Annotated in this window: 23 protein-coding genes; 8 read left to right on the top strand and 15 right to left on the bottom strand. The window is 61.9% G+C overall.

Annotation, left to right across the window (positions count from 1 at the left end):
• Positions 1-30: 30 nt before the first annotated feature.
• Positions 31-2,112: a RelA/SpoT family protein gene (locus AAC850_RS11735; RefSeq protein WP_340588964.1), complete on the bottom strand. Its 2,082-nt coding sequence runs from the start codon at positions 2,110-2,112 to the stop codon at positions 31-33.
• Between the two features lie 129 nt (positions 2,113-2,241).
• Positions 2,242-4,194 carry a M1 family metallopeptidase gene (locus tag AAC850_RS11730; RefSeq protein ID WP_340588930.1) on the bottom strand — a complete coding sequence of 651 codons (1,953 nt, stop codon included), beginning with the start codon at positions 4,192-4,194 and terminating at the stop codon, positions 2,242-2,244.
• A 227-nt stretch (positions 4,195-4,421) separates the two neighbouring features.
• Here AAC850_RS11730 and AAC850_RS11725 point away from each other — a divergent pair, with 227 nt between their 5' ends.
• Both AAC850_RS11725 and AAC850_RS11720 read left to right on the top strand, forming a co-directional pair.
• A complete protein-coding gene (locus tag AAC850_RS11725; protein ID WP_340588929.1) occupies positions 4,422-5,312 on the top strand; it encodes a hypothetical protein in 891 nt (296 codons plus the stop codon).
• 70 nt (positions 5,313-5,382) lie between these two features.
• Complete coding sequence (locus AAC850_RS11720) at positions 5,383-6,300, top strand: glycoside hydrolase family 16 protein (RefSeq protein WP_340588928.1); 918 nt, start codon at positions 5,383-5,385, stop codon at positions 6,298-6,300.
• Position 6,301: 1 nt separating this feature from the next.
• Here AAC850_RS11720 and hemF read toward each other — a convergent pair whose 3' ends face one another.
• Positions 6,302-7,156, bottom strand: a complete 855-nt coding sequence (gene hemF, locus AAC850_RS11715) for an oxygen-dependent coproporphyrinogen oxidase (protein WP_340588927.1) — start codon at positions 7,154-7,156, stop codon at positions 6,302-6,304.
• A 46-nt stretch (positions 7,157-7,202) separates the two neighbouring features.
• On the opposite strand from hemF, the gene pdeM reads away from it, so the two are divergent.
• Positions 7,203-7,922 (top strand): ligase-associated DNA damage response endonuclease PdeM, encoded by a 720-nt coding sequence (gene pdeM / locus AAC850_RS11710; RefSeq protein WP_340588926.1) that lies wholly within the window; start codon positions 7,203-7,205, stop codon positions 7,920-7,922.
• A gap of 92 nt (positions 7,923-8,014) precedes the next feature.
• Positions 8,015-8,533 (top strand): translation initiation factor IF-3, encoded by a 519-nt coding sequence (infC, locus tag AAC850_RS11705; RefSeq protein ID WP_340588925.1) that lies wholly within the window; start codon positions 8,015-8,017, stop codon positions 8,531-8,533.
• Positions 8,534-8,601: 68 nt separating this feature from the next.
• Here infC and AAC850_RS11700 read toward each other — a convergent pair whose 3' ends face one another.
• The 3 genes from AAC850_RS11700 to AAC850_RS11690 are packed head-to-tail and all read right to left on the bottom strand — an operon-like array spanning position 8,602 to position 10,774.
• On the bottom strand, positions 8,602-9,807 hold the full coding sequence (locus AAC850_RS11700; protein WP_340588924.1) for a pyrophosphate--fructose-6-phosphate 1-phosphotransferase: 1,206 nt from the start codon (positions 9,805-9,807) through the stop codon (positions 8,602-8,604).
• Positions 9,808-9,851: 44 nt separating this feature from the next.
• Positions 9,852-10,397, bottom strand: a complete 546-nt coding sequence (locus tag AAC850_RS11695) for a hypothetical protein (RefSeq protein WP_340588923.1) — start codon at positions 10,395-10,397, stop codon at positions 9,852-9,854.
• Positions 10,397-10,774 carry a VOC family protein gene (locus AAC850_RS11690; protein ID WP_340588922.1) on the bottom strand — a complete coding sequence of 126 codons (378 nt, stop codon included), beginning with the start codon at positions 10,772-10,774 and terminating at the stop codon, positions 10,397-10,399. Before AAC850_RS11690 ends, AAC850_RS11695 begins: the two co-directional genes overlap by 1 nt.
• Before the next feature lie 75 nt (positions 10,775-10,849).
• Between AAC850_RS11690 and AAC850_RS11685 the strand changes: the two genes are divergently transcribed.
• From AAC850_RS11685 to AAC850_RS11675, 3 genes are all read left to right on the top strand, one after another.
• Positions 10,850-12,289: an SLC13 family permease gene (locus tag AAC850_RS11685; protein ID WP_340588921.1), complete on the top strand. Its 1,440-nt coding sequence runs from the start codon at positions 10,850-10,852 to the stop codon at positions 12,287-12,289.
• Positions 12,290-12,440: 151 nt separating this feature from the next.
• Entirely contained in the window at positions 12,441-13,784 is a 1,344-nt protein-coding gene (locus AAC850_RS11680) for a cystathionine gamma-synthase family protein (RefSeq protein ID WP_340588920.1), read from the top strand.
• Between the two features lie 108 nt (positions 13,785-13,892).
• Positions 13,893-14,831: a hypothetical protein gene (locus AAC850_RS11675; protein ID WP_340588919.1), complete on the top strand. Its 939-nt coding sequence runs from the start codon at positions 13,893-13,895 to the stop codon at positions 14,829-14,831.
• A 54-nt stretch (positions 14,832-14,885) separates the two neighbouring features.
• On the opposite strand, the gene AAC850_RS11670 is transcribed toward AAC850_RS11675, so the two are convergent.
• The 3 genes from AAC850_RS11670 to AAC850_RS11660 form a co-directional block, all read right to left on the bottom strand.
• The gene (locus tag AAC850_RS11670) at positions 14,886-16,571 is read right to left on the bottom strand and encodes a sensor histidine kinase (RefSeq protein WP_340588918.1); all 1,686 of its coding nucleotides are present in this window, start codon (positions 16,569-16,571) and stop codon (positions 14,886-14,888) included.
• A 53-nt stretch (positions 16,572-16,624) separates the two neighbouring features.
• Complete coding sequence (locus AAC850_RS11665) at positions 16,625-17,212, bottom strand: META domain-containing protein (protein ID WP_340588917.1); 588 nt, start codon at positions 17,210-17,212, stop codon at positions 16,625-16,627.
• Between the two features lie 69 nt (positions 17,213-17,281).
• Positions 17,282-17,809, bottom strand: a complete 528-nt coding sequence (locus AAC850_RS11660) for a J domain-containing protein (protein ID WP_340588916.1) — start codon at positions 17,807-17,809, stop codon at positions 17,282-17,284.
• Positions 17,810-17,986: 177 nt separating this feature from the next.
• On the opposite strand from AAC850_RS11660, the gene AAC850_RS11655 reads away from it, so the two are divergent.
• Complete coding sequence (locus tag AAC850_RS11655; RefSeq protein WP_340588915.1) at positions 17,987-18,172, top strand: hypothetical protein; 186 nt, start codon at positions 17,987-17,989, stop codon at positions 18,170-18,172.
• Here AAC850_RS11655 and pal read toward each other — a convergent pair whose 3' ends face one another.
• The 6 genes from pal to AAC850_RS11625 all read right to left on the bottom strand — a co-directional run bounded on the left by pal (position 18,173) and on the right by AAC850_RS11625 (position 22,611).
• A complete protein-coding gene (gene pal, locus AAC850_RS11650; RefSeq protein WP_340588914.1) occupies positions 18,173-18,691 on the bottom strand; it encodes a peptidoglycan-associated lipoprotein Pal in 519 nt (172 codons plus the stop codon).
• 69 nt (positions 18,692-18,760) lie between these two features.
• Entirely contained in the window at positions 18,761-20,179 is a 1,419-nt protein-coding gene (gene tolB, locus AAC850_RS11645) for a Tol-Pal system beta propeller repeat protein TolB (RefSeq protein ID WP_340588913.1), read from the bottom strand.
• Entirely contained in the window at positions 20,179-20,955 is a 777-nt protein-coding gene (locus AAC850_RS11640) for an energy transducer TonB (protein WP_340588912.1), read from the bottom strand. The genes tolB and AAC850_RS11640 overlap by 1 nt, the downstream gene beginning before the upstream one ends.
• Positions 20,955-21,455: an ExbD/TolR family protein gene (locus AAC850_RS11635; protein ID WP_340588911.1), complete on the bottom strand. Its 501-nt coding sequence runs from the start codon at positions 21,453-21,455 to the stop codon at positions 20,955-20,957. Before AAC850_RS11635 ends, AAC850_RS11640 begins: the two co-directional genes overlap by 1 nt.
• Entirely contained in the window at positions 21,455-22,159 is a 705-nt protein-coding gene (tolQ, locus tag AAC850_RS11630) for a protein TolQ (RefSeq protein WP_340588910.1), read from the bottom strand. Before tolQ ends, AAC850_RS11635 begins: the two co-directional genes overlap by 1 nt.
• Positions 22,156-22,611, bottom strand: coding sequence for a YbgC/FadM family acyl-CoA thioesterase (locus tag AAC850_RS11625; RefSeq protein ID WP_340588909.1), 456 nt, complete (start codon positions 22,609-22,611; stop codon positions 22,156-22,158). Before AAC850_RS11625 ends, tolQ begins: the two co-directional genes overlap by 4 nt.
• Between the last annotated feature and the right edge of the window lie 85 nt (positions 22,612-22,696).

The raw sequence follows: 22,696 nt of genomic DNA, 5'->3' as shown, positions 1-22,696 counted from the left end.
GCTAGTCGCGGGACGGCGCTGTAGTACAGCCTAGCTCCGGTCGGTCTGCGCCACCGCGTCGCTCGCGCGCAGCGAGCTGACGATGCGGGTCAGATGCGCCAGATCCTTCACTTCGAGATCGATCTCGTAGCTGTGGAACAGCTCGTCACGCTGGGTCAGTTCCAAATTGATTACATTGGCATTGTTGCGCGCAAACACTCCGGCCATGTCGGCCAGCGTTCCGGGCCTGTTGTAAAGCACCACGCTCAGCCGCCCGACGGCACCGTTCGAGCGTTCGCCCCACGACAGGTCCAGCCAGTCGATGTCGACGCCGTTGGCAAGTTCGAGACAATCGATCGCGTGAACCTGCACGCCCACACCCTTGAGCCGCAAGCCCACGATCCGGTCACCGGGAACCGGGTGGCAGCATTCCGCCAGGTCAAAGGCGACGCCCGGCGTCAGACCCTTGATCGAGATGGCGCGTTCCTGTGACAGCTCTTCGGGCATGTCGGCCGTGCTGCCGGGCACGATGGCTTCCATCACGTCGCGGTCGCTCAGCTTGGATGAGCCGATGGCATACATCAGGTCTTCCACGCCTTCGAATTCGAGCCGCTCGGCCGCTTGCCGGATCGCCTTCTTGCCAATCTTGGCCGGCAGTCGCTCGGCGATCTCGTCGAACAGTTTCTGACCGATCTCGGCCACCTCGTCGCGCTCCTTCAGGCGAAGCGAGCGACGGATTGCTGCGCGCGCCTTGCCCGTCACGACGAAGTTCAGCCAGCTGAGTTGCGGCTGCGCATTTTTGCCCTTGATGATCTCCACCACGTCGCCATTGCCCAGCGGCGTGCGCAGCGGCATGTGGCGGCCGTTGATCTTGGCACCCACGGTCTGCGCGCCGAGGTCCGTGTGCACCGCAAAGGCAAAGTCGACCGCCGTTGCACCCTTGGGTAGTTGGAACAGCGCGCCGCGCGGGGTGAAGGCGAAGATACGGTCCTGGTAGATCGCTAGCTTGGTATGTTCGAGCAGTTCCTCGGCATCATGGCTGGCATCGACAATCTCGATCAGGTCGCGCAGCCAGCCGACTGCGCCATCAGGCCGGTCGCCCTGCTTGTAGGCCCAGTGCGCGGCGAGGCCGAATTCGTTGGTCTGGTTCATCTCGCGCGTGCGGATTTGCACCTCGACGCGCATCGACTGATCGTAGAACAGCGTGGTGTGGAGCGATTTGTAACCGTTGTTTTTCGGGGTCGAGATGTAATCCTTGAAGCGGCCCGGCACGAACTGGAATGTGCGGTGCAGAATCCCCAGCGCGCGGTAACAATCTTCTGGATTTTCGGTCACCACGCGGAAGGCCATGATGTCGGACACTTGCTCGAACGGCAGATGGCGCTCGGCCATCTTGCGCCAGATCGAATAGGGATGCTTTTCGCGGCCCTTGACCTCGACTTCCATGCCGGCCTCGGACAGGGCCTGCTTGATGTCGAGCGCGATCCGGTCGACCTGCCCGTTGTCCGACTGGCGCAATTGTTCGAGCCGCTTGGTGATCGTGGTGTAGGCCTCGGGCTCGAGCTGTTCGAAGGCGAGCAGTTGCATCTCGCGCATATATTCGTACATGCCCACCCGCTCTGCCAGCGGCGCGTAGATATCCATCGTCTCGCGCGCGATACGCTGGCGTTTTTCCGGGCTCTTGATGTGATGCAGCGTGCGCATGTTGTGCAGCCGGTCAGCCAGCTTCACCAGCAGCACGCGCAGGTCCTCGCTCATGGCGAGGAGGAACTTGCGCAGGTTTTCCGCCGCACGCTCGTTCTCCGCCATCTGCTCGATCTTGGAAAGCTTGGTGACCCCGTCGACCAGCCGCGCGACTTCCGGACCGAAGTTCTTTTCGACATCCTCGATCGTGGCGAGCGTGTCTTCCACCGTATCGTGAAGCAGCGCGGTGATGATCGTTTCCTGGTCGAGCTGCAGGTCGGTCATCAACCCGGCGACTTCTACCGGATGGCTGAAATACGGGTCCCCGCTGGCGCGCTTCTGGGTACCGTGTTTCTGCACGGTATAGACATAGGCACGGTTGAGCAGCGCCTCATCGGCGTTCGGGTCGTATCCCTTGACCCGCTCAACAAGTTCGTACTGGCGCAACATCGTGTGCGATTGTGCGGTGCAACGCGGCATTCGGCAAGCAGAAAGAGTAGCCCACTTGCGCTAAGTGCAAGTGGGCGACGCATGGGCCGACAGTGGTAGCCCGCTCAACTGCAGGAAGGCCGTGCTTCCCTAGCTTTCGCTAGCGACCTCGCCTTCCGCTTCAAACCCCACAATCAAATCGACCTTGCCGCGGGTGTAGCTGTGATAGCTGCCGCGGGTGCTTTCGTAGATGCGTGTCGCGATCGGCTGACCCCAGGCACCGGTTTCCCAAAGCGCCTTGAACAGGGGTTCGACGAACTTGTTGCGGCCCACGCGGCCAAGGAAAGTCTCGGCCTGCCTCACGGCGGGTTGGTATTCGTTGCGCAGGGCAGCCTCCAGCCAGAGGAACAGCACTTCATTATTGCCGGTTTCCGAAAGGCCGAGCGTTTCATTGAGCGCCGCAAGTTCGCGGTCGCTCAGTTCGTCCGGCAGCTCTTCCAGGAAGCGGCGTTGTTCGAACGCGGTCCAGCCGGTCCAGCTTGCATTGCCCGGAAGCGTCGAATCGGCGGCGTAGGCTTCGACCGCGGCATCGACTGCGGCAAAGGCTTCCGGATTGGGCAGCGCAGCATTTTCCGGAAGGCCGGTGCCGTAGATCCATTCATCCAGCATCAGCGATTCTTCCAGCTCCTCATCATCCTTGACGACATATTCGCGCAGATCGGCAAGGAACATTTCGGAGGTCGCAGGCTGGAAAGCGTGGCGGTCGAACCAGCCGCGCATGAATTCATCGAACCGCTCGCGCCCAATGATGCTTTCCATCGTGTGGAGGAACATCGCGCCCTTGTCATAGACAATGGCCGAGCTGTATTCGAGCGGGTTCAGTTCATCGGGCGTCCGCAGCGAGGTACGCGGATTGTCTTCGCCGAGCGTTTCCAGCGCTTCGAGCACGCCGGCATATTCCAGCGCACGTTCCTGCATCACGCGAGTTTCGCCAAAGACTTCCTCGGAAATGCGCGCGGTGAGATAGGACGTGACGCCTTCGTTCAGCCAGCCATCGCGCCAGCTGGCATAGGTGACGAGGTTGCCCGACCAGCTATGCGCCAACTCGTGCGCGATCAGCCCGGTGTTCGAACGGTCGCCCGCTATGAACGTGGGGGTAAGGAAGGTCATCACCGGGTTTTCCATCCCGCCATACGGGAAGGCAGGCGGCAGTACGATCATGTCGTAGCGGCCCCAGCGATAGGAACCGTAGAGCCCTTCGGCGGCGTCGATCATCGCTTCGGTATCGGAAAGTTCTTCGGCGGCAGCTTCGATCTGCTCGGGTTCTGCCCAGACACCCGAACGCGGGCCAAGCTCGGCAAATTCGAGGTTCCCGGCGGCAATCGCGATCAGATAGGGCGGGATCGAATTGTCCATGACGAATTCGAAAGCGCGCCTTGCGGTTTCACCCTCAGCCACGTCGAGCACTTCGGGATCACCGCGGCTGATGCCGCTCATCACCACGGTCAGCGGATCGGGTGCGGTAATGCGCGCTTCCCACGTCTGGCGGATGCCGGGACTGTCCTGCGTCGGGATCCAGCTACGGTTAAGGATTGCCTGGCCCTGGCTGAACACGAAAGGATGCTCGCCGCCCGCGGTCTGTTCGGGGGCCAGCCATTGCAGCGCCTCCGCGCTCGGACCGCTGGCATAGGAAATGACGATCTGCTGCAATTCCGGCCCGGTCCTTTCGCCAAGCTGGATGGTGATCGGCTCACCCTTGTCGGGGTCGCTTTCGCCGATCGTATATTCAAGCGCATTGCCGTTGCCATCGGCAATACCGCCAATGATCAGCCCATCGGAATCGAGTACGATTTCGGTCGCGTCCTCGGCCGCCTGCACGTCGAGCGTGGCGGTGCCTTCAACCCGTGCGCCTTCGAAATCGAGGTCGAGGTCGAGCGCAACATGCGTTACCCGCGCTTCCAGCGGACGCGCATAGGTGAATTCATCCATCGCCTGCTCGCTTGTCAGGATCGGCGCGATCACGCGCTCCTGCGAAGGCAGGTCTTCGGTGGAACAGCCGGCCACCAGCAAGGCGCCGAGTGCGGCAAAGGCAGGAAAACGCATGGAAACTCCGTAAATCAATCTGTAATCACAGCGGGCATAGAGCAGGTCACATAGGCGTGCGATGAACGCAAGTCATCTACCGAAGCCACTCCGGTCTTCGTCGATTTTCCTGCCTGTCGCGCGCCAAGGTGGAATATGGTACAGTCACAGGGTTCGCCACGCATCTGAATTTACGCACATAGGTCCAGGATAATGGCCCTTGGCGAACGATCATGAAAGAACGAGATATGACAGCCGGTTTGACCCATCTTCGCCCCCTCGGCGCCCTGGCCGCCGCCCTTGCGCTAACCGTGCAGCCGGTGATGGCGCAGGATACCGGCAACGATCCCGATCCGGCAGAAAACGAAATCATTGTAGAGGGCGAGATATCGGTCGACCAGCGAAACGCCCGCCAGCAGGCGCGCGATGTCACCAATGCGCGCGGCTCTACCACACAGGTGCTGGCGCGCTTTAATGACGAGATCTGCCCCGGTGTCTGGGGTCTCTCACCTGAAAATGCGCAACTGGTGATCGACCGCATCTACGACAATGCCGAACGTGCCGGTGCGCAGTTGGAAGCGACAGAGGATTGCCGCGCAAACCTCTGGGTCATCTTCGTCAACGATCCACGCGAAACCTTCCAGCAGATGCGCGACGATGATGCGTTCCTGCTCGACGGGATCAATATCTGGCAGCGCCGCCGCATTCTCGAACAGGAAGGTCCCGCGCTCGCCTGGCAGACAACCCTGATGCGCACCGAAGGTGGCGGTGACCGGTCGCTGGGCGATCCTTCCAACCAGGTCTACTCGATGTCGCGGCTCGACACGGGAATGACCAACGATATCGAGATTTCCGTCGTCCTGATCGACCGATCGGTGCTTGCGGATGTCGACGCCTTTGCCGTCGCCGATTATGCCACCATGCGCGCACTCGCGCAGACACGGCCCCCGCGTGAGGAAGGCGAGTTCGACACGGTGCTGGCCCTGTTCGACGAAGATGCACCCGGCCCCAACCGGCTCAGCGCGTTCGACATTTCGTACCTGCGCAGCCTCTATCGCGGGAGGGGCACAGGGCCATCGACCCGCGCACATTCGGGCATCGACCGGCTGATGGAAGACGAGCTCAACCGCGAACAGTGACTCGCCCGGCTGTCGGGAAATCGCAACCGTTGGCGTGACTTGGCAACTGCCCTGCGATAGGCTTGCGGCCATGAAACTGACACCGCTTCTCGCCGCCTTCGCCCTGCTTCCGCTCGCCGCTTGCGAGCAGGCCACCGACACCGCCGCCCCGCAGACCGAGGCTCAGGTCGATGCCGCGCAGGCTCAGCCCGATGGTGGCAATGGCCGAACGCTGATTTTCTCCGACGAATTTTCGGGCGATAGCCTTGATCGCACCAAGTGGAACGTAGTGGGCATGGACTTCTGGGTGAACGAGGAGGAGCAGGCCTATGTCGATTCCCCCGACACCATCCAGTTGCTGAGCGAGGCCGAAGGCGCCGATGGCGGCGTGCTGGTGCTGCGTCCGGTCTACCGTCCCGGAGAGGACACACGTGCGGATCGCAATGCCGATTTCATCTCTGGCCGGATCAACACGCGTGGGTCATTCGACTTCACCTATGGCCGCGCCGAAGCGCGTATCCGCATGCCCGATGCGACCGGCGTATGGCCCGCCTTCTGGTTACTCGGCAATGACGACTGGCCCGATACGGGCGAGATCGACATCATGGAATATATCGGCGAGGCCGACTGGACCGGCACCGCGCTCCACGGCCCCGGCTATTCGGGCGATGCCGGGATCGACGATCGCTATTACTTCCCCGAAGGCACCGATGTCACCGACTGGCACGTCTACGCGGTCGAATGGGAGCCGGAAGTGATCCGCTTCTATGTCGACGACGTACTGACCATGCGCATCCCCAAGACCAATGTCGAATTCTTCGGCGAATGGGCTTTCGACAATCCCAAATTCCTGATCCTCAACTTCGCCGTGGGCGGCATCTTCCCGAAGAAGATCAACGGCATCGAGGAGCCGTATGTCGGGATGCCCCAAGCCACTGCCGACCGCATCCGCGCAGGCGAGCTGGCGATGGAAGTGGATTGGGTGCGGGTATACGGGCCGGCGAGCTAGGTCAGCTCCATACCGCCTCGGGCGGCAGGCTCATCAGGATCGCATCAATGTTCCCGCCCGTCTTCAGGCCGAACAGGGTTCCGCGATCATAGACGAGGTTGAACTCGGCATAACGGCCGCGCCATTCGAGTTGTTGTTGCTTTTCCTCCGGTGTCCATTCCTGCTCCATGCGCGCGCGGACCAGTTGCGGGTAGATGTCGAGGAAGGCCTCGCCCACGTCTTTGGTAAAGGCGAAATTGCGATCAAATGACGGATCGTCGTCGCATTCGAGGTGGTCGTAGAAAATTCCGCCGACACCGCGGTGGCATTCGCGGTGGGGGATGTAGAAATAGTCGTCCGCCCATCTGCTGAACTTGTCGTAATAGGTCGGGTTGTGCGCGGCGCAGGCAGCGCGCAGGCGGGCGTGGAAGGCCTGCGTATCCTCCTCATAGGGGATCGGCGGGTTGAGGTCCGCGCCGCCGCCAAACCAGGCCGACTGCGTGGTCAGGAAGCGGGTGTTCATGTGGACGGCGGGCACATGCGGATTGGCCATGTGGGCGACCAGCGAGATGCCCGTGGCGCTGAACTGCGGATGCTCCTCGCTCGCGCCGTTCATTTGGCCGGCGAATTGCGGGCTGAATTCGCCCGATACGGTGGAGACGTTGACGCCGACCTTTTCAAACACCTTGCCCTTCATCAGCCCCTGCACGCCGCCGCCGCCATCCGAATCGTCTCCGGTATCGCGGTCCCATTCGCGGTAGGTGAAAGCCGCGTCTGAACCTGCCTCGCGCTCTATTGCCTCGAATTTTGCGCAGATGCGGTCGCGCAGGGCTTCGAACCAGGTACGGGCGGCTTGGGTCTGTTTGCTGGTGTCCATGACACACGCTCTTGCCAAACCCGCTGGCAGGCGGCAAGTGAGACGCATGGTTCCCGTTTCGTTCACCTTTGCCTTCTGCGGCGACGAATTCCGCCTTGTGCCGCAGGAAGGCGGCGCACGCGCACTGTTCTGGCCGCGCGAGAATGCGCTGCTGGTGGCCGACCTGCATCTCGAAAAGGCGAGCTACTTCGCCAAGCACAACCAGTTCCTGCCGCCCTATGACAGCCGCGAAACGCTCGAACGGGTGGCCGAAGCGGTGCGGATTACAGGCGCGCGGCGGGTCTATACGCTGGGTGACAATTTCCACGATTCGGATGGGTCGCAGCGGCTGGAACCGCATGCCGAAGGAATGCTCGCCGCCCTCACCCGCGCGACCGACTGGGTATGGGTCACCGGTAATCACGATCCCGCGATGGAAGCGAAAAGCGGCGGAACAATTGCCGAGGAACTGGAAGTGGGCGGCATGGTGCTGCGGCACATGGCCAAGCGCGGTGAGACGCGGCCCGAACTGTCTGGCCATTTCCACCCGCGCGTGCAGGTCAAGGTGCGCGAACGCCACATCCGTCGCCCATGCGCGGTGGTGGCGCATAATGAAGATGCCAGTTGCGGGCGCATGATCCTGCCCGCGTTCGGCGCGCTTACCGGTGGGATGAATGCGGGCGACCCGGCGATTATCAAGGCGTTACAGCCCGCTAGCGCCGTCGACGCGCTCGTTCCGGCGGGGAAAAGGCTCGCCCGGTTCCCTTTATGGCGGGAAGCGGCGTGAACCTCTGGCGTTTGCCAGCATTACGCCTTACATAGAGCCCGGTTACCAATCATTACAGGAGCGATTCCATACCACGTCCACCCCGCCGTTCGATGGCACCGCCGGTCAAATCCGGCCCGAAATACGATCATCTCATCCAGTCAGACAAGGTCCGCGTCATTGATGGCGAAGGGGAAAACCTTGGCGTCATGTATACCAATGAAGCGATTGAGCAGGCTGCCGAAGCTGGCCTGAATCTCGTTGAAGTGTCGCCCAACGCCAATCCGCCGGTCTGCAAGTTCCTCGATGTCGGCAAGTACCGCTATGAAGCCCAGAAAAAGGCCAATGCGGCGCGCAAGACGCAAAAGACGCAAGACATCAAGGAAGTGAAGATGCGCCCGAACATCGACACCCATGATTACGATGTGAAGATGCGCAATGTGAACAAGTTCATCGACAATGGCGACAAGGTGAAGATCACCTTGCGCTTCCGCGGACGTGAAATGGCGCACCAGCATCTGGGCATGGACCTGCTCAAGCGAGTGCAGGACGATATGGCCGAAACCGCCAAGATCGAAGCCTTCCCGCGGCTCGAAGGTCGCCAGATGCTGATGGTGCTCGCACCCAAGTAGGCGGCGCTTCTTAACGCAGAGCGAAAAAGGGCATCCCTCAGGGGGTGCCCTTTTCATTTCGGCGTAAGCTAGTCCTGCCCGATATCGCGCAGCAGGCCGGTGAACCATTCCTGCGTCACGTCGAAGACCTTGCCGCCCTTGATGCGTTCGAATTCAATGGGGCGCATTTCGTCGCCGCGCTCCTCGTCCTGCCCGATCACGCCCGATTGTCCGGCCAGCGCGGCGTCGACCGCGTGGCGCGTGCACTCGCGTATCAGTGCCAGATCGGCAGCATTGGCCGGGGCCGAGCGCGAGAAATAGCCGCTCTTCTGCACCAACACCTTTTCCGCGCCGATGGCATCGGCCAGCCTGGTGCCGAACCACTGGCCGGGATTCACCTTGTCGAGCTTCACATGGCCGAAAGGATCGCGCGGAACTTCTTCGCCTGCCGCTTCCATTGCGGCAACGATTTCGGACACACCTGCGCCCTCGGAAATAAACAAATTCACCGCGTCATTGGCATCCATGCAGGCGCGCAGCCGCTCGGCCTCGGCTGCGATGTCGAAGCTGCGTTCGGGCACGTAGACGCCGTGCACATCCCAGCTGTTGGCGGCATTTTCGGGCCAGGCGACGAAGGGCGCGTTCTTGACCCAGCGATGATGTTCCAGCGCGGTGGCGGCGGTCAGCCAGCCGCAGGCGCGGCCCATCACTTCATGCACGATCAACATGCGCGGATTGGCCGAGTGTTCGGCGATGATGTTGCGTGAATAGACCGCGCCCTGTTCTGCAGCGGTCCATGCGCCGAGCGACTGCTTGATCGGGATCACGTCGTTGTCGATCGTCTTGGGCAGGCCAACAACGGTCAGGTCGTAATCATTCTCCGCCAGATAGGCGGCAAGGTCGGCGGCGGCGGTGTTGGTATCGTCCCCGCCGATCGTGTGCAGCATGTCGACCCCGTCGCGGGTAAGCTGCTCTGCAGCGACCTGTAGCGGATTCTGCCCCGGCTTGACCAGGCCGCGCTTCACGCAATCCTCGACATTGGTGAACTTGACGCGGCTGTTGCCGATGGGGCTGCCGCCAAAGGCGTGGAAGCGCCCGGCATTGGCGCGCACTTCCTCGGTCGCCTCGACATAATCGCCGGTCAGCAATCCGGCATAGCCATTGCGGTAGGCGATGATCCGCACTTCGGGCGCGATCTCCACATAGCGTTCGATCAAACCGCCAACGGCAGAGGACAGGCAAGGCGCGAGGCCGCCCGCGGTGAGCATTGCAACGGTTTTGGGTTTGTGGGCCATGCTTTCAGTCTGCCTCGCGGCGAGCAGTTGCGCCAGTGGAATAGCTATTCGAAAAGCGCAGAATATTGATGTGGCATAGTCTCACAGTCCCGAAATGGCGCACGATCTGCGACCTGTCGCGCCTGCTCATTGTCCCGGATATTGCTTTCGAGAACGCAGGACGTGCCGTCCGGGTTCAACTTGAATACAGTCAGAAACGAGTCCTTTTCTCCGCTTGCACCATCAAAGGGAGCCCGCATCCTGATGATAACCGCGAAAGGCTCGAACCGAGGCGTAGACTCTGAGCCGCGCCATTCAATTGGCCAGTCGTGCTCTCGGTCGATACCAAAGAATCCGCTCGAATGTGGAACCTCTCCAATGCCAACGAAAAGCCGCGCGGAGTCCGAGTATCGCCACCAGATTGGAATGCCCTCATAGCCCTCACAGCGATTCAAGATGTAATCGGGGCTGATCGATGAATCGACTTCAGTGCATTGCTCGAGCAGTGTGTAGCGGCTCGAAAATCCGACTTCCGCATCCTGCGCTGCCACTGGATTAGCGGTAAGACCGGCAAACAATCCTGCGACCAACGCAGCTAGCGCAAGGCGCATCACTCAGGCTCCCACAGCTCGATCGGATTGCCGTCGCAATCGGCGATGCGGGCGAAGCGCCCGATGCCTTCCATTTCCTCGCGGTGGGTTGCCTCGACGCCTGCATTGGCTAGCCGGGCGACCAGGTCATCGAGTCCTTCGACCCGCAGATTGAGCATCACTTGCCGTTCTGCCTGCCAATAATCGGTATCGGCCTTGAACCCGGCAAATACGGTCGGCCCCGCCTCCTGCATCCACACCCACTCGCCGTCGGGCGTGGGCTGGCCGCTCTGCGTTGCCGCAATGCGCAGCTTATCGCGATACCACGCCGCCAGCGCCGCCGGATTGTCCGAGCGGATAAAAAGTCCGCCAATCCCCAGAACCTTGCCTTCTGCCATCGTCCCCTCCTTGCCCTTGTTCAACTTCCGCCTAGGATCGTAGCGCAGAGAGAGCGTGAGGGGAATTCCGACATCATGACGGCAGAGCGTATCGGCTTCTGGCTTGGACCCGCGCTGTTCGCGCTTACGCTGGTACTGCCCGCGCCCGAAGGCATGGGCGGGCCTGCATGGAACACTGCCGGATTGACCGCGTGGATGGCGACGTGGTGGATGACGCAGGCGATTCCGCTAACCGCCACCGGTCTGTTGCCCTTTGTCGTCCTGCCCTTCGCCAGCGCAGGAACGGCGCGCGAGGTGGCAGGCGACTATTACTCGCCAATCATCTTCCTGCTTCTGGGCGGCGCATTCCTCGCCCTCGCGATCGAGCGGACCGGGCTGCACAAGCGGCTCGCATGCTGGATCCTCGACAGGATTGGCGGGCGCGGCGGTGCTTTCGGGCTGCTGCTCGGCTTCATGATGGCTGCGGCGATACTGTCGAACATCATTTCCAACACCTCGACCGCACTCATCATGATGCCGATGGCCCTGGCGGTGTTGGCAGGTGGCAGCGTGGCGCGCGAGGATGGCACGCTCGACCAATCGGGTTTCTCCGGCGCGCTACCGATGGGCCTCGCATTTGCTGCGAGCATTGGCGGGCTCGGCACGATCATCGGCTCGCCCACCAATGCCATCGGTGTGGCGCTGCTGCGCGACATCTCCGGCGTGGAGATCACCTTTGCCAAGTGGATGGCGTTCGGCGTGCCGCTGGTATTGCTCGGCATTCCTCTGGCGGCCTTCATTATCGCCAAGGTTCAGAAGATCGCCGACCACCCCTTCGATGTCGCCGCTGCCCGCGAGTCCATTGCACCGCATGGGCCGTGGAGTGTTGCGGAACGACGGTTGGTGCCGGTGATCGCGATTACTTTCGTGGCTTGGATGCTGCGCGGTTTCGTCGCGCCGTGGTTCCCAGAAGGTTCGCTGACCGATGGCACCGTCGCCATTGCGGCAAGCTTTCTGCTGTTCACCCTGCCCGATGGCACAGGCCGCCGCCTGCTCGAATGGCGCGAGGCGAACCGGGCGCCGTGGGACGTGCTGATGATGTTCGGCGGCGGACTGGCCTTGGCAGGAGCGATGACCCGTACCGGGCTGGCCGACTGGCTCGGCAACGCGCTGCTGCCGCTGGCCGGAATGCCGCTCGTGATCGTCGCGATGGCGCTGGTGGCGATGGTAATCCTGATCACCGAGTTCGCCAGCAATGTCGCCACCGCCAGCGGCTTCATGCCTGTCGTCGCCGCGCTGGCGGTAGCGGTCAGCGGCGAAGGTGGGAGCGAAGTCGTCCTGCTGCTCGCCATGCCTGTCGCGCTCGCGGCAAGCTGGGGCTTCATCCTGCCCGCAGGAACCGGGCCAAACGCCATTGCCTGGTCGACCGGTCGCATCGCCTTGCCGCGCCTGATCAAGGCCGGGCTAGCACTTGATATCGCTGGCGTGTTTCTGATCGTGGGCGTGGTTTTTGCCATCGCACCTTTGTTCGGCTGAGGCTTGCGGGAATCGCTGCGCGGAGATAATTGCAATTGCAACCGGTTTGGCGGTGCAGATGCGTTCCTGCGGAGGTTAGGAACGGGCGGCCCGCAAACCGATTCAAGCTCCTGCCTTCCTGGGAGCGTGCATTGTAGGAAGGACGCCAGACATGGCCGACAATTCGAACGATTCCCAAAACGATCCGCTGGGTGCCGTCACCCCTCCCACCCCGCGCCGCAAGCCGAAGCCCGAAGTCACCACGATTGGCGGCAGGGAACTCAAGCCGGCCACGCTCATGATGGGCCACGGCTTCGACCCGGCCTTGTCGGAAGGTTCGCTCAAGGCGCCGATTTTCCTCACCAGCACCTTTGCGTTCGAAAACGCCGCCGCGGGCAAGCGCCACTTTGAAGGTATCACCGGCAAGCGTCCGGGCGGAGCAGAAGGCCTCGTCTATTCGCGCTTCAATGGGCCGAACCAGGAAATTCTCGAAGATCGCCTCGCGATCTGGGACGGTGCCGAGGACGCGCTGTGCTTTTCCAGTGGGATGACCGCGATTGCCGTGCTGATCCTGGCCGCTTGCAATGCCGGTGACGTGATCGTGCATTCGGGCCCGCTATATGCCGCTTCCGAAGGCTTCGTTGCCAAGGTCATGGCGAAATACGGCGTCACCTATATCGCCTTCCCCGCCGGTGCGAGCCGCGAGAAGCTCGACGAGGTGATGAAGGAAGCCAAGTCCAAGGCAGAAGAACAGGGCGGCGAAGTTCCGCTCATCTATCTCGAAAGCCCCGGCAACCCGACCAATGCACTGGTCGATATCGAAGCGGTGAAGGAAGCTCGCGACGCGCATTTCGATGCCGACCGCTGCCCGATTGCCATCGATAACACATTCCTCGGCCCACTCTGGCAGCGCCCGCTGGATCATGGCGCCGATCTGGTGGTCTATTCGCTCACCAAGTATGTCGGCGGCCATTCGGACCTTGTTGCGGGCAGTGTTTCCGGCGGCAAGAAATGGATCAATGCGATCCGTGCGCTGCGCAACACCATGGGCGGTATTGCCGATCCGCACACGGCATGGATGCTGCTTCGCTCGCTCGAAACGGTCGAATTGCGGATGCAGCGCGCGGGCGAGAACGCGGCGAAGGTCTGCGCCATGCTGAAGAACCACCCCAAGGTCGAAGGCCTCGGCTATCTCGGCATGATCGAGGATGATCGCCAGCAGGACATCTACGACCGCCACTGCCTTGGTGCCGGCTCCACCTTCTCGGTCTTCATCCAGGGCGGCGAGGCGGAATGCTTCCGCTTCCTCGATGCGCTCAAGGTCGCGAAACTTGCGGTCAGCCTTGGCGGCACCGAAACGCTTGCGAGCCATCCGGCCAGCATGACGCATCTCTCGGTAGCCGAAGGCCGCCGCGCCGAATTGGGTATCAGCGACAATCTGGTGCGCATTTCCATCGGTATCGAGGACCCGGACGATCTGATCGCCGATTTCGAGCAGGCGCTCGAAGCGGTCTGATCTGTCGGTATGACCCAATCGCCGCTTGCCCCGCTTCGCCTTGGACAGCTAAGGGAAAGGTCAAGCGGCGTATGGGCCGGTAAAACAGCGAATATGGACGGGAAAAACGTGCTCCGGAAAATCGGTCTTTTCATCGGCGTCGCGGCATGCGGCGCATTGGTCACCTCTTGCGGCGGCGGCAATCCTGACCCGACCCCAACCCCGACCACGACGGCCACACCTACGCCAACCCCGACCAGCGCGACGAATTTCAGCCTGACGGCCGATTTCAGCTCCACCAGCTTCAACGCGAATTACGGTTTCGCCTATTTCACGCCCAACGGCGGAACGGAGATTTTCAGCGGCGGTTCGCGGATTAATGGCACCAGTGCGATCAGCTTCGTGGCTTCGCCCGACAGCGCGACTTTCACCTTCCCCGATCTCAACGATGCGGTTGTGTTCGGTGCGAGTGATTTCGTCAGCGTCGACGCGACCGAGCGGCGGTATGCAACCGCGAACACCGCGTTGACCCTGTTCCTGCCGTTCGAAAACGTGATGCGCGTAAATTACGAAATCGACAACCAGGCCTTCACCCGCGATTCGGTTGACGGCATCCTGCGTAGCCAGCGCGTGGCAGTATTCTTCAATACCCCCACCACCACTGACGACATCACCGCCACCTTGTCCTACACCGGCACTGTTGACGTGGTCGGCGGCGATCCGGGCGTAACCAGATCGGGATCGATTTCGTCACCGAATGTCACCTTTACCATTACGCCCGGCACGAATGACACGCTGACCGGCACGATCGATATCTTCGAGGATGTGATGGGCGTGCCGACCGTGGTCGCGTCGCTCGATTTCAGCGCGACAGTCAGCTCGACCGGCGTGTTCGAAGGTACGCTCGAAGATACCGCCAACGAACTGACCGGCAATTTCGTCGGCACTTTGGCGGGTGCCAACCGCGAAGAGTTGTTCATCCTTTTCGCAGCAAGGGATGCCGATGTCGCGGGCGAAGCAGACGATGGCGATAACACCACTTTCGTGGGCAGCTTCATCGGCAATTGAGCGGGTTGCCGCGAGGCGTCCGATCTCAGGCCGTGCGCTTGATCAAGCGCATGGTCAACGGTCTGGCGAATCTTCTCGCTGAGCGGCTGCTTCGGTTAACGGCAAGGTCACGCTAAAGCGTGATCCGGCGCCGGGCGCAGAATGCACATCGATGGTGCCGTTCATCAACCGCACAAGTTCGGCTACGATGGCCAATCCCAGGCCGGACCCGCCGAAGCGCCGGGTAGAGCCGCCCTCCACCTGTTCGAACTGCCCGAAAATGCGCGAGAGGTGCTTTTCGGGAATGCCGATGCCGGTGTCCTCGACGGCGAAAGAAATCTTTCCCTCGTTCCGCCCGACGCGAAGTCCGATATTGCCAGCCTCTGTAAACTTGCTCGCATTGCCCAGCAGATTGACCAACACCTGTCGCAGGCGCATGGTGTCGCCCTGCACCCATCGCGGCACGTCAGGGTCGATGTCGCAATCGAGCGACAGGTCCTTGTCGCGAGCGATGGCCTCGACGGATGCGAGGCTTTCGCGGCACAGCGAATGCAGGTCGAAGCGATCCTCCGCAAGCTTGAGCGCGCCTGATTCCATCCGTGCGAAATCGAGGATATCGCCCAGCAATTGCGTCATCGCCTCGCCCGACCGTGTGATCTGTTCGACATAGCGGCGTTGGTCGGGATCAAGCCGGGTCTGCGCCAATACGTCGGCAAAACCGATCACCCCGTTCATCGGTGTGCGGATTTCGTGGCTCATCTGGGCCAGGAAGCGGCTCTTGGTTTCGGCCAGTTGCAACCGTCCGCGCAGCAGCGAGGCGATCGGCAGGCCGACGGCAAAACTGCTGACGAGGAAGATCTGCAAAACCATTACCTTCTCGCCGAGCGGTGCGTCCATGAGGTTGATCGGCCCGCGGCCAGCCGAAGTGGCGATGGTGGCGACAAGCGCGAGATTGATGATCGCGATCGCATTGCCGACCGGGCCGAGCCGCAGGGCGTAGAACATTACCAGCGGCGCATCGAGAAAGAGGAACGGATAGTCGGTCTGCCAGAAGGTATAGACGCTGATTGTCGTACCAAATGCAATGATACCGAGCGCCTCGAGCAGTTTCTGGCGAGTGAGCGCGTGGCGCTGTGTCCACCCTTCGATCAGGATCGCGCAGGACGGCACCAGCAGAAGCAGTCCGAGCGCATCCGATCGGGTCCATTTCCACCACAGCGCCAGCCATGCCATGGCATCGCCGGGCTGCAGGAACACGGCTGCCGAAATGCCCGATATGGCGCAGCTTGCGATCGCGATGGCGGCGAAGATGCCGATGTGGCGGGCCTTGTGAAAATTGACCGGATGGCACCCCAACCGTGCCAGGCCAAAGAGCACGCACATGACCTCGATCTGGTTCGACAGGGCCAGCCCGCCCGCGAGCAACCAGCTGTCTCCGGCCGCCAGATTGGCAATGATATTTGCCAGGAAAGCAGCGCCCATAAGATAGGGAACCTGATCGCGCCGGTTGCGCAGCAGTACGACGAGAAGCAGGGCATTGGGAAACCAGAGCGCCGCGATACGCCCCTCTTCGCGGGTGAGCGATATTCCGATCGATGCGAGCAGCCCGAAGCATGTACCTACCGCGAGCATGGTTAGGCCGAGCTTCAGTACGCCGCGTGCAGTAGTCAGCGCGAGTCCACGCGTCTGTCCGGGTAGAAGGCTATGGAATCCGACTGATTTGGGCATTGCAGCATCACCACGAGTTTCGATCACCGGCATGGCCTAGCCGGACGATCGCAAATCGAGATCGATGCCTGCCTAGGCGTTGCTACTTACTCCGCAGGAGCGGGAGGTGGTGGCGCAGGTGGCATGGGTGGGGCAGGTGGCGGCGCTGGCGGTGGCGGCGGCCTGTCGCCTGGCGGAGGATATACTGGGGATGGGAATTCCGGTTGCGCGCGGCGGGCCGCTTCCATCGCCCGTTCGTCCGCTTCGCGTTCAGCCTCCTCCAGCTCCTCGGTCCAGCGCCGGAAGATACCCGTCGTGCCGCGATAGCTTACTTCCAGCCGGTCCTCGGCAAGCAGGCGAAGATCAGAACGAAAATGGCCGATGGCATCATAGGCACGCAACTTGGGCGTGTCTGGGCATGCTGCCAATGTTGTCGTGGTCATCCGTTCACCGGTCTGCGGGTCGGGTTCCGAACTGTAGCCCCAATAGTTGCAGCCATCGCGCCCGCCGCGAATCTCCCCTTCGGCGACGACAATGTGCATCCGCTCATCGGAAACATCGAGCCCGTCGATTGTCACCGCCCTCCACGTGCCTCGTTCAGGGCCGTCGAACCAGGCGCGCCATTCGGGAAGCCGCTGGCCGGCGACTGACAGCATCACCAGCACAAGCCCAAGCACCAGCGCTGGAAGAAGCAAGCGGACAGCCCATTTCTCGAAAGCACCGCCGCGGTTGGGGCGTGGCGGCCTAACCACGGCGAGCCTCGCTCAGCCCTGCCACTCGCGCCGTTCCTCGGCAGCCTTGAGCACTTCGTAGGCGAGTTGCAGCTTCTGAAATTCATCTGCCGCTTCCGCATCGCCCGGCTTCACGTCGGGATGGACCTTCTTGGCCCGCGCGCGCCATTCGCGCTTGATTGCGTCGAAATCGGCATCGGACTCAAGCTCAAACACTTCGAGTGCCCGCATTTCGTCTGCCGAGCGGGTGCCATCGCCGCTGCCACCCCAGCCGTAATGCTGCGCCTCGGCATAGCCTGCGCTCTCGGTCTGCTCGGCCTTGGCGCGCTTGGCCGCCTCTTCCTTGTCGAGACCCTGGAAATAGTCCCAGCCCTTGTTGTATTCGGCTGCGTGCTTCTCGCAGAAATACCAGCGTTCGGGACTGTTCGGGCTCTTGGGTGCAGGACACTTGCCCGCCTGGTCGCAGCCATGCCGGTCGCAAATGCGCACCTCGACCGCGTCACGCGAATCCTCGTAGCCGCGCCAGCGCGGAAAGCCCCAGTCGGTCGAACGGCGCGCCATCAGTTTGTCGTATTCAAAAAAGTCATCCGATCACCATAGGCGAGTGCGGCGCTGGCGTGAACCGGCTTAAAGTCTCGGGATTATTCATGCTTTGGACACCGTTATGGCCTAAATGCTGCATTGCAATATAGGTCTGGCACCTCATATTGCACGGACAACAATGCAGGATGAGTTCGCGTGAGCAAGCAATTGGCCATTTCCGCAGCAGCATCCATCTTCGCGATGGTGGCCCTTGCCGTGTTCACTGCGCCGGCATCCGAATTTGCGCCCATGCACGCACTAAATAACGAAGGCGCGACGGTTGTTGCCGCCGCGCCCCCTGTGGACCGGATTATTCCGGCCCTGCTTGATTTAGCGCGCTGATCAGCGGCTGATCATAACCGTTACGGAACGGCGGTTGCGCGCCCATGCCTGTTCGGTCGATCCGGTGGCAACTGGACGTTCCTCACCGTAGCTGACAGTGCGCAGGCGGGTTGCCGGCACGCCGAGGCTGACAAGATAGTTCTTGGCAGCATTGGCGCGGCGCTCACCCAGAGCGAGGTTGTAGTCGCGCGTGCCACGTTCGTCGGCATGGCCTTCGACCGTTGCCGTGGAACCAGTGTACTGCAGCATGTATTCGGCCTGACGACGCAGCGCGGCCATGTCTTCGTTATCGATATTGTAGCGATCGGTGTCGAAGTAGATCGTGTCCGCGCCCATCATGGCAGACGAGAAATGCGCCTGCGAGCCGGGTTGCGGGCCGACCGGCGCCGAAGTCGGTGTCGGTGTGGGCGAGGTCACGACATCTGCCGGAGGCGGAGGCGTGGTTTCGGGCGGATCCTTCTTACAGGCGCTGAGGGCCAGTGCGCTGGAAAGGGTGACGGCGATGATAAAGCGATTCATGTTGTGGCTCTCCTTGAACCAAAGGCTGAAGTGATGGTGCTTTTGCGGCCCATTGGGGAACTAACGCATTTACGGCAGAACCGGTCCCCACGCCGGGTCTGACGCCCCTACCGGAGTGCGCAGGCGACGCTCGTTCTCGCCGGTCAGGTCGACCTGCCAGATTGATGTGTCACCCGAACCGCGCTCGGTACGGAAAAACTGGATGATGCGGCCGTTGGGAGCCCATGTCGGGGCTTCATCGTGCCATGAATTGGTAAGCTGACGCATGTTGCGACCATTGGGGTTCATCACCGCGATGCGGAAATCGCCCGCGATATGGGTGAAGGCGATCTGGTCGCCGCGCGGGCTCCATTCCGGCGTGGCGCAGCGCCCACCGAAGAAGCTGATGCGACGCTGGTTGGTGCCGTTGGCGTTCATTACATAGCACTGCTGGCTACCCGACTGGTCGCTTTCGAAAACGATCTGGCTGCCATCGGGCGAGTAGGAACCGCCCACCTCGATCGACGGACTGTCGGTCAATCGCACCGGCGTGCCTCCGCCCGAGGCGGAGACGCGATAGATGTCGGTATTGCCACCAATCGCCATCGAATAGAGGATATGGCGGCCATCCGGGCTCCAGCGCGGGGCGAAGGTCGGATTGCTGCTTTCGGTCACCAGCGTCTGCCGTCCGCTGTCTATTTCATAGACATAGATGCGCGGGTTGCCGTCGACGTAGGAAAGATAAGCAATGCGCGAATAATCGGGTGAATAGCGCGGGGTAAGCGCGGTCGACTGGCCGTTGGTGATGAAGCGGTGGTTGGCACCATCGCTATCCATGATGGCGAGCCGCTTGACGCGGTTATCCTTGGGGCCGGTCTCGGCGATGTAGGCGATGCGGCTGTCGAAGAACGGACTTTCGCCGGACAGGCGCGAATAGATGAGGTCGGCGCAGCGATGCGCGGCGCGGCGCCAGTCGGACGGTGCGACCACCCAGCCCTCACGGACCAGCTCGGACTGCAAGGCCACGTCATACAGATAACAACCGACCGTCAGCCGACCATCACCATTGGCGCGGACAAAGCCGTGTACGAGCATCTCGGCAGACCGCCCGCGCCAGGTATTCCAGGCTGGTGCGGTGATCTGCGCGTAACTCGGCCGCGGCAGGGCATCGGGGCCGACCGGGCGGAACAGCCCGTTGAAGCGCAGGTCGTTGTACACAATGCGCGACAGCTCCAGCCCGAGCGCCTGCGTGCCGCTGGCATTGGCAGGCGTAGGAACATCTTCGTTAGTGGCGAAGGCGGCAATGGCAATGCCGAGGTCCTGCCAAGCCGAATCGTCGGTGACCGTGCCGCGCAACGGCCCATCATCGGGGTCTTGCGCAGCGACGTCTCCGGCTTGCTGCGCTTCGATGCTTGCCGGATTGAGAGTGCGCGGCGCGGCATTGTCCTGCGCGACGACGGGCGCTGAAAACAGCATGGCAAATACGGCAAGGAAGGCGAATTTTCGCATCACAGTCTCCGGTCGAATTCCCACTCAAGATCGTCCCATCGACTGTAGAACTGATCGGGTAAAGTCGTGAATGGCGCGGCAAGCGTAACCGCGCGAATTGCGCGCTCGCAGTGTAGCTGAGCCTGCGGCCGGTTGGAATCATTGATACCACGCTGGCTGACACATCGTGGCTGTCCGCGCAGGGTGCCGTCGCGGTTGAGGCTCCACGAGACCACCGAAACGAGCTGGTCGACATCTACTCCCGATGGAGCGGACCAATGCGGACGCAGTTCGCGCGTAATTGCAGATGAGAGCGCAGCCTGTTCGGTGCGTCCGAAAGTCGCGGCCGGCGAACCGCTGTTACCATCTGACGCGCTATTTCCCTCGAGAAAATTCTCGCCCAGCCGGCTACCGCCCGCCCTCTGTGTTGAAGTGGGCGTTGGCGTAGGCCTCGATGTCGCGCGCGTGGTGGGCTGCGGGGTCGGAGCCGCGGTCGGCCGCGTAGTCGGTGCGGGGCGCGGTTCGACCGGCGGCGCGGTGACTAATTCTTCGGGAGGGACCGGCACTTCGGTGATGACCGGCGCGAAACTGGCGGCTGGTTCGGCAGACGGATCGGGCGCGGTCGATTCCAGACTCACCTCGGTCGCCAGGCTCACGTCAATGCGCTCGACCGGGGTGAATGGCGCAGGCTCGCGGGTGGCGTGCCATGCCAGCGCCGCAGCCAGCGCGATATGCGCGACCACCGCCACGCCGATGCCGACGCGCTCTTCAGGGGAAAGATGCGCAACGCGTTCCATTACTGCGCGAGACTAGCCTCACCGGCTGAACTCTCACTGACCGTCGCTGCCGTTGCCGATGGTCCGGCAGGCGTGGTGATGAGCGAAATGCGCGTAAAACCGGCGCGGTTGAGCTCGCCCATCACCGCCATCGCGCGGCCCCAATCGATATCGCGGTCGGCGCGCAGGTTGATCAGCGGCTGTTCGCCTCCGGGCGGACCGGCAATCGATTCCAGCGCCAGCGGCAGGTCGTCATTCTCTACCTGCACATCGTCGATATAGACGAAGCCCGAACGATCGACCGCAATGGTGATCTGGTCGGGTTCTTGGTCGACGGGGTTTGCGCGGCTTTCGGGCAGGTCCACCGGCACACCGCTCGCCAGCAAGGGTGCGGTGACCATGAAGATGATGAGCAGCACCAGCATCACGTCGACAAAGGGCGTCACGTTGATTTCGGCCATCGGCGTGCGGCGGTGGCCATGCCGCCGTCCTCGCCGACCGCCTGCCATTCCCATGGCCATCAGACGGCTTCCATTTCGCGGCTGACCTGCGCGTGCACGCGGTCGGCAAAGCGGGTGAGGCGGGCTTCGAAGCCGTTCACCGAATTGGACAGGCGGTTATAGGCGATCACTGCGGGGATGGCGGCGAACAGGCCGATGGCGGTGGCGAACAATGCCTCTGCAATGCCGGGTGCAACCACGGCGAGCGAGGAATTTTCCTGGATGCCGATCTGGAAGAAGCTGTTCATGATGCCCCAGACGGTGCCGAACAGGCCCACGAAGGGCGCAACCGAGCCGACCGTGGCGAGGAAGTTGATGCGATCCGCAAGATTATCGGATTCGAGCGCGACCTGCCCTTCCATCGCCTGCGCAACGCGGGCGCGGGCGGCTTCCTTGTCTTTCAGGCCTGTCTTGTGGCTGCGGCGGAATTCGGCAACGCCAGCTGCGGCAACGCGCGCCGAGGGGTTGTCCTTGCGTCCGCGCCCGTCGAGCAGGCTGTCAACATCGCCATTGCTCCAGAATTCGCTCTCGAAGGCGCCGCACTTGCTCCGCAACCTGCCCATGCGCATTCCAAATCCGACGATGATCGCCCACACCCAGATCGAGGCGAGCACCAGTCCGATGATGACGATCTGCACCACGATATCCGCCTGCATGAACAACTCGATCGGATCGAGCCGCGAGGGCATGGCGGTTCCGGCGGCAAGGATTTGCAAAAGGCTCATTCAGGGTCTTTCTCGATAAAGGTCGCAAAGGCAGCGCGCCACGCCTCGGGCTGGCGCCTGGGCCGGCCTTCGGACGAGAGGAATGCTGCTACAATCTCAATTTCAGCCAGCAGTTCCGATCCGCGCAAAACTCGCTGGATCATGCGCGCGCTGGCAGAGCGCAGTTCGGTGCAACGCGTTTCGATAGTCAGCACGTCATCAAATTTCGCGGGGCGTCGCCATTTTATGTTCGCCTCGGACACGGCATAGAACCCCTCGCCAGCTTCGAAAGCGGCGCGCTGATCTATGCCGAGCAGGCGCAATATGTCGCTGCGCGCACGTTCGCACCATTTGAGATAATTGGCGTGATAGGCGATGCCGGACAGGTCAGTATCCTCAAAAAAGACGCGCACCGGATAAAGGTGTCGCGACCCTTCGATTACTCCCGAGGGTGGCTGCATTTGCTCATTCATTTATGAACGGCTGCTTACAGATGTAGGCGCATCGAAAAAAGAGGGTTAATCGCCGAAACGAGTCTTTATCGGGGCAGGTGGCAAC

Origin of the sequence: Erythrobacter alti (assembly GCF_037996805.1) — a bacterium.
GTDB lineage: Bacteria > Pseudomonadota > Alphaproteobacteria > Sphingomonadales > Sphingomonadaceae > Alteraurantiacibacter > Alteraurantiacibacter alti.
This window is presented reverse-complemented; position numbering and strand designations above follow the sequence as displayed.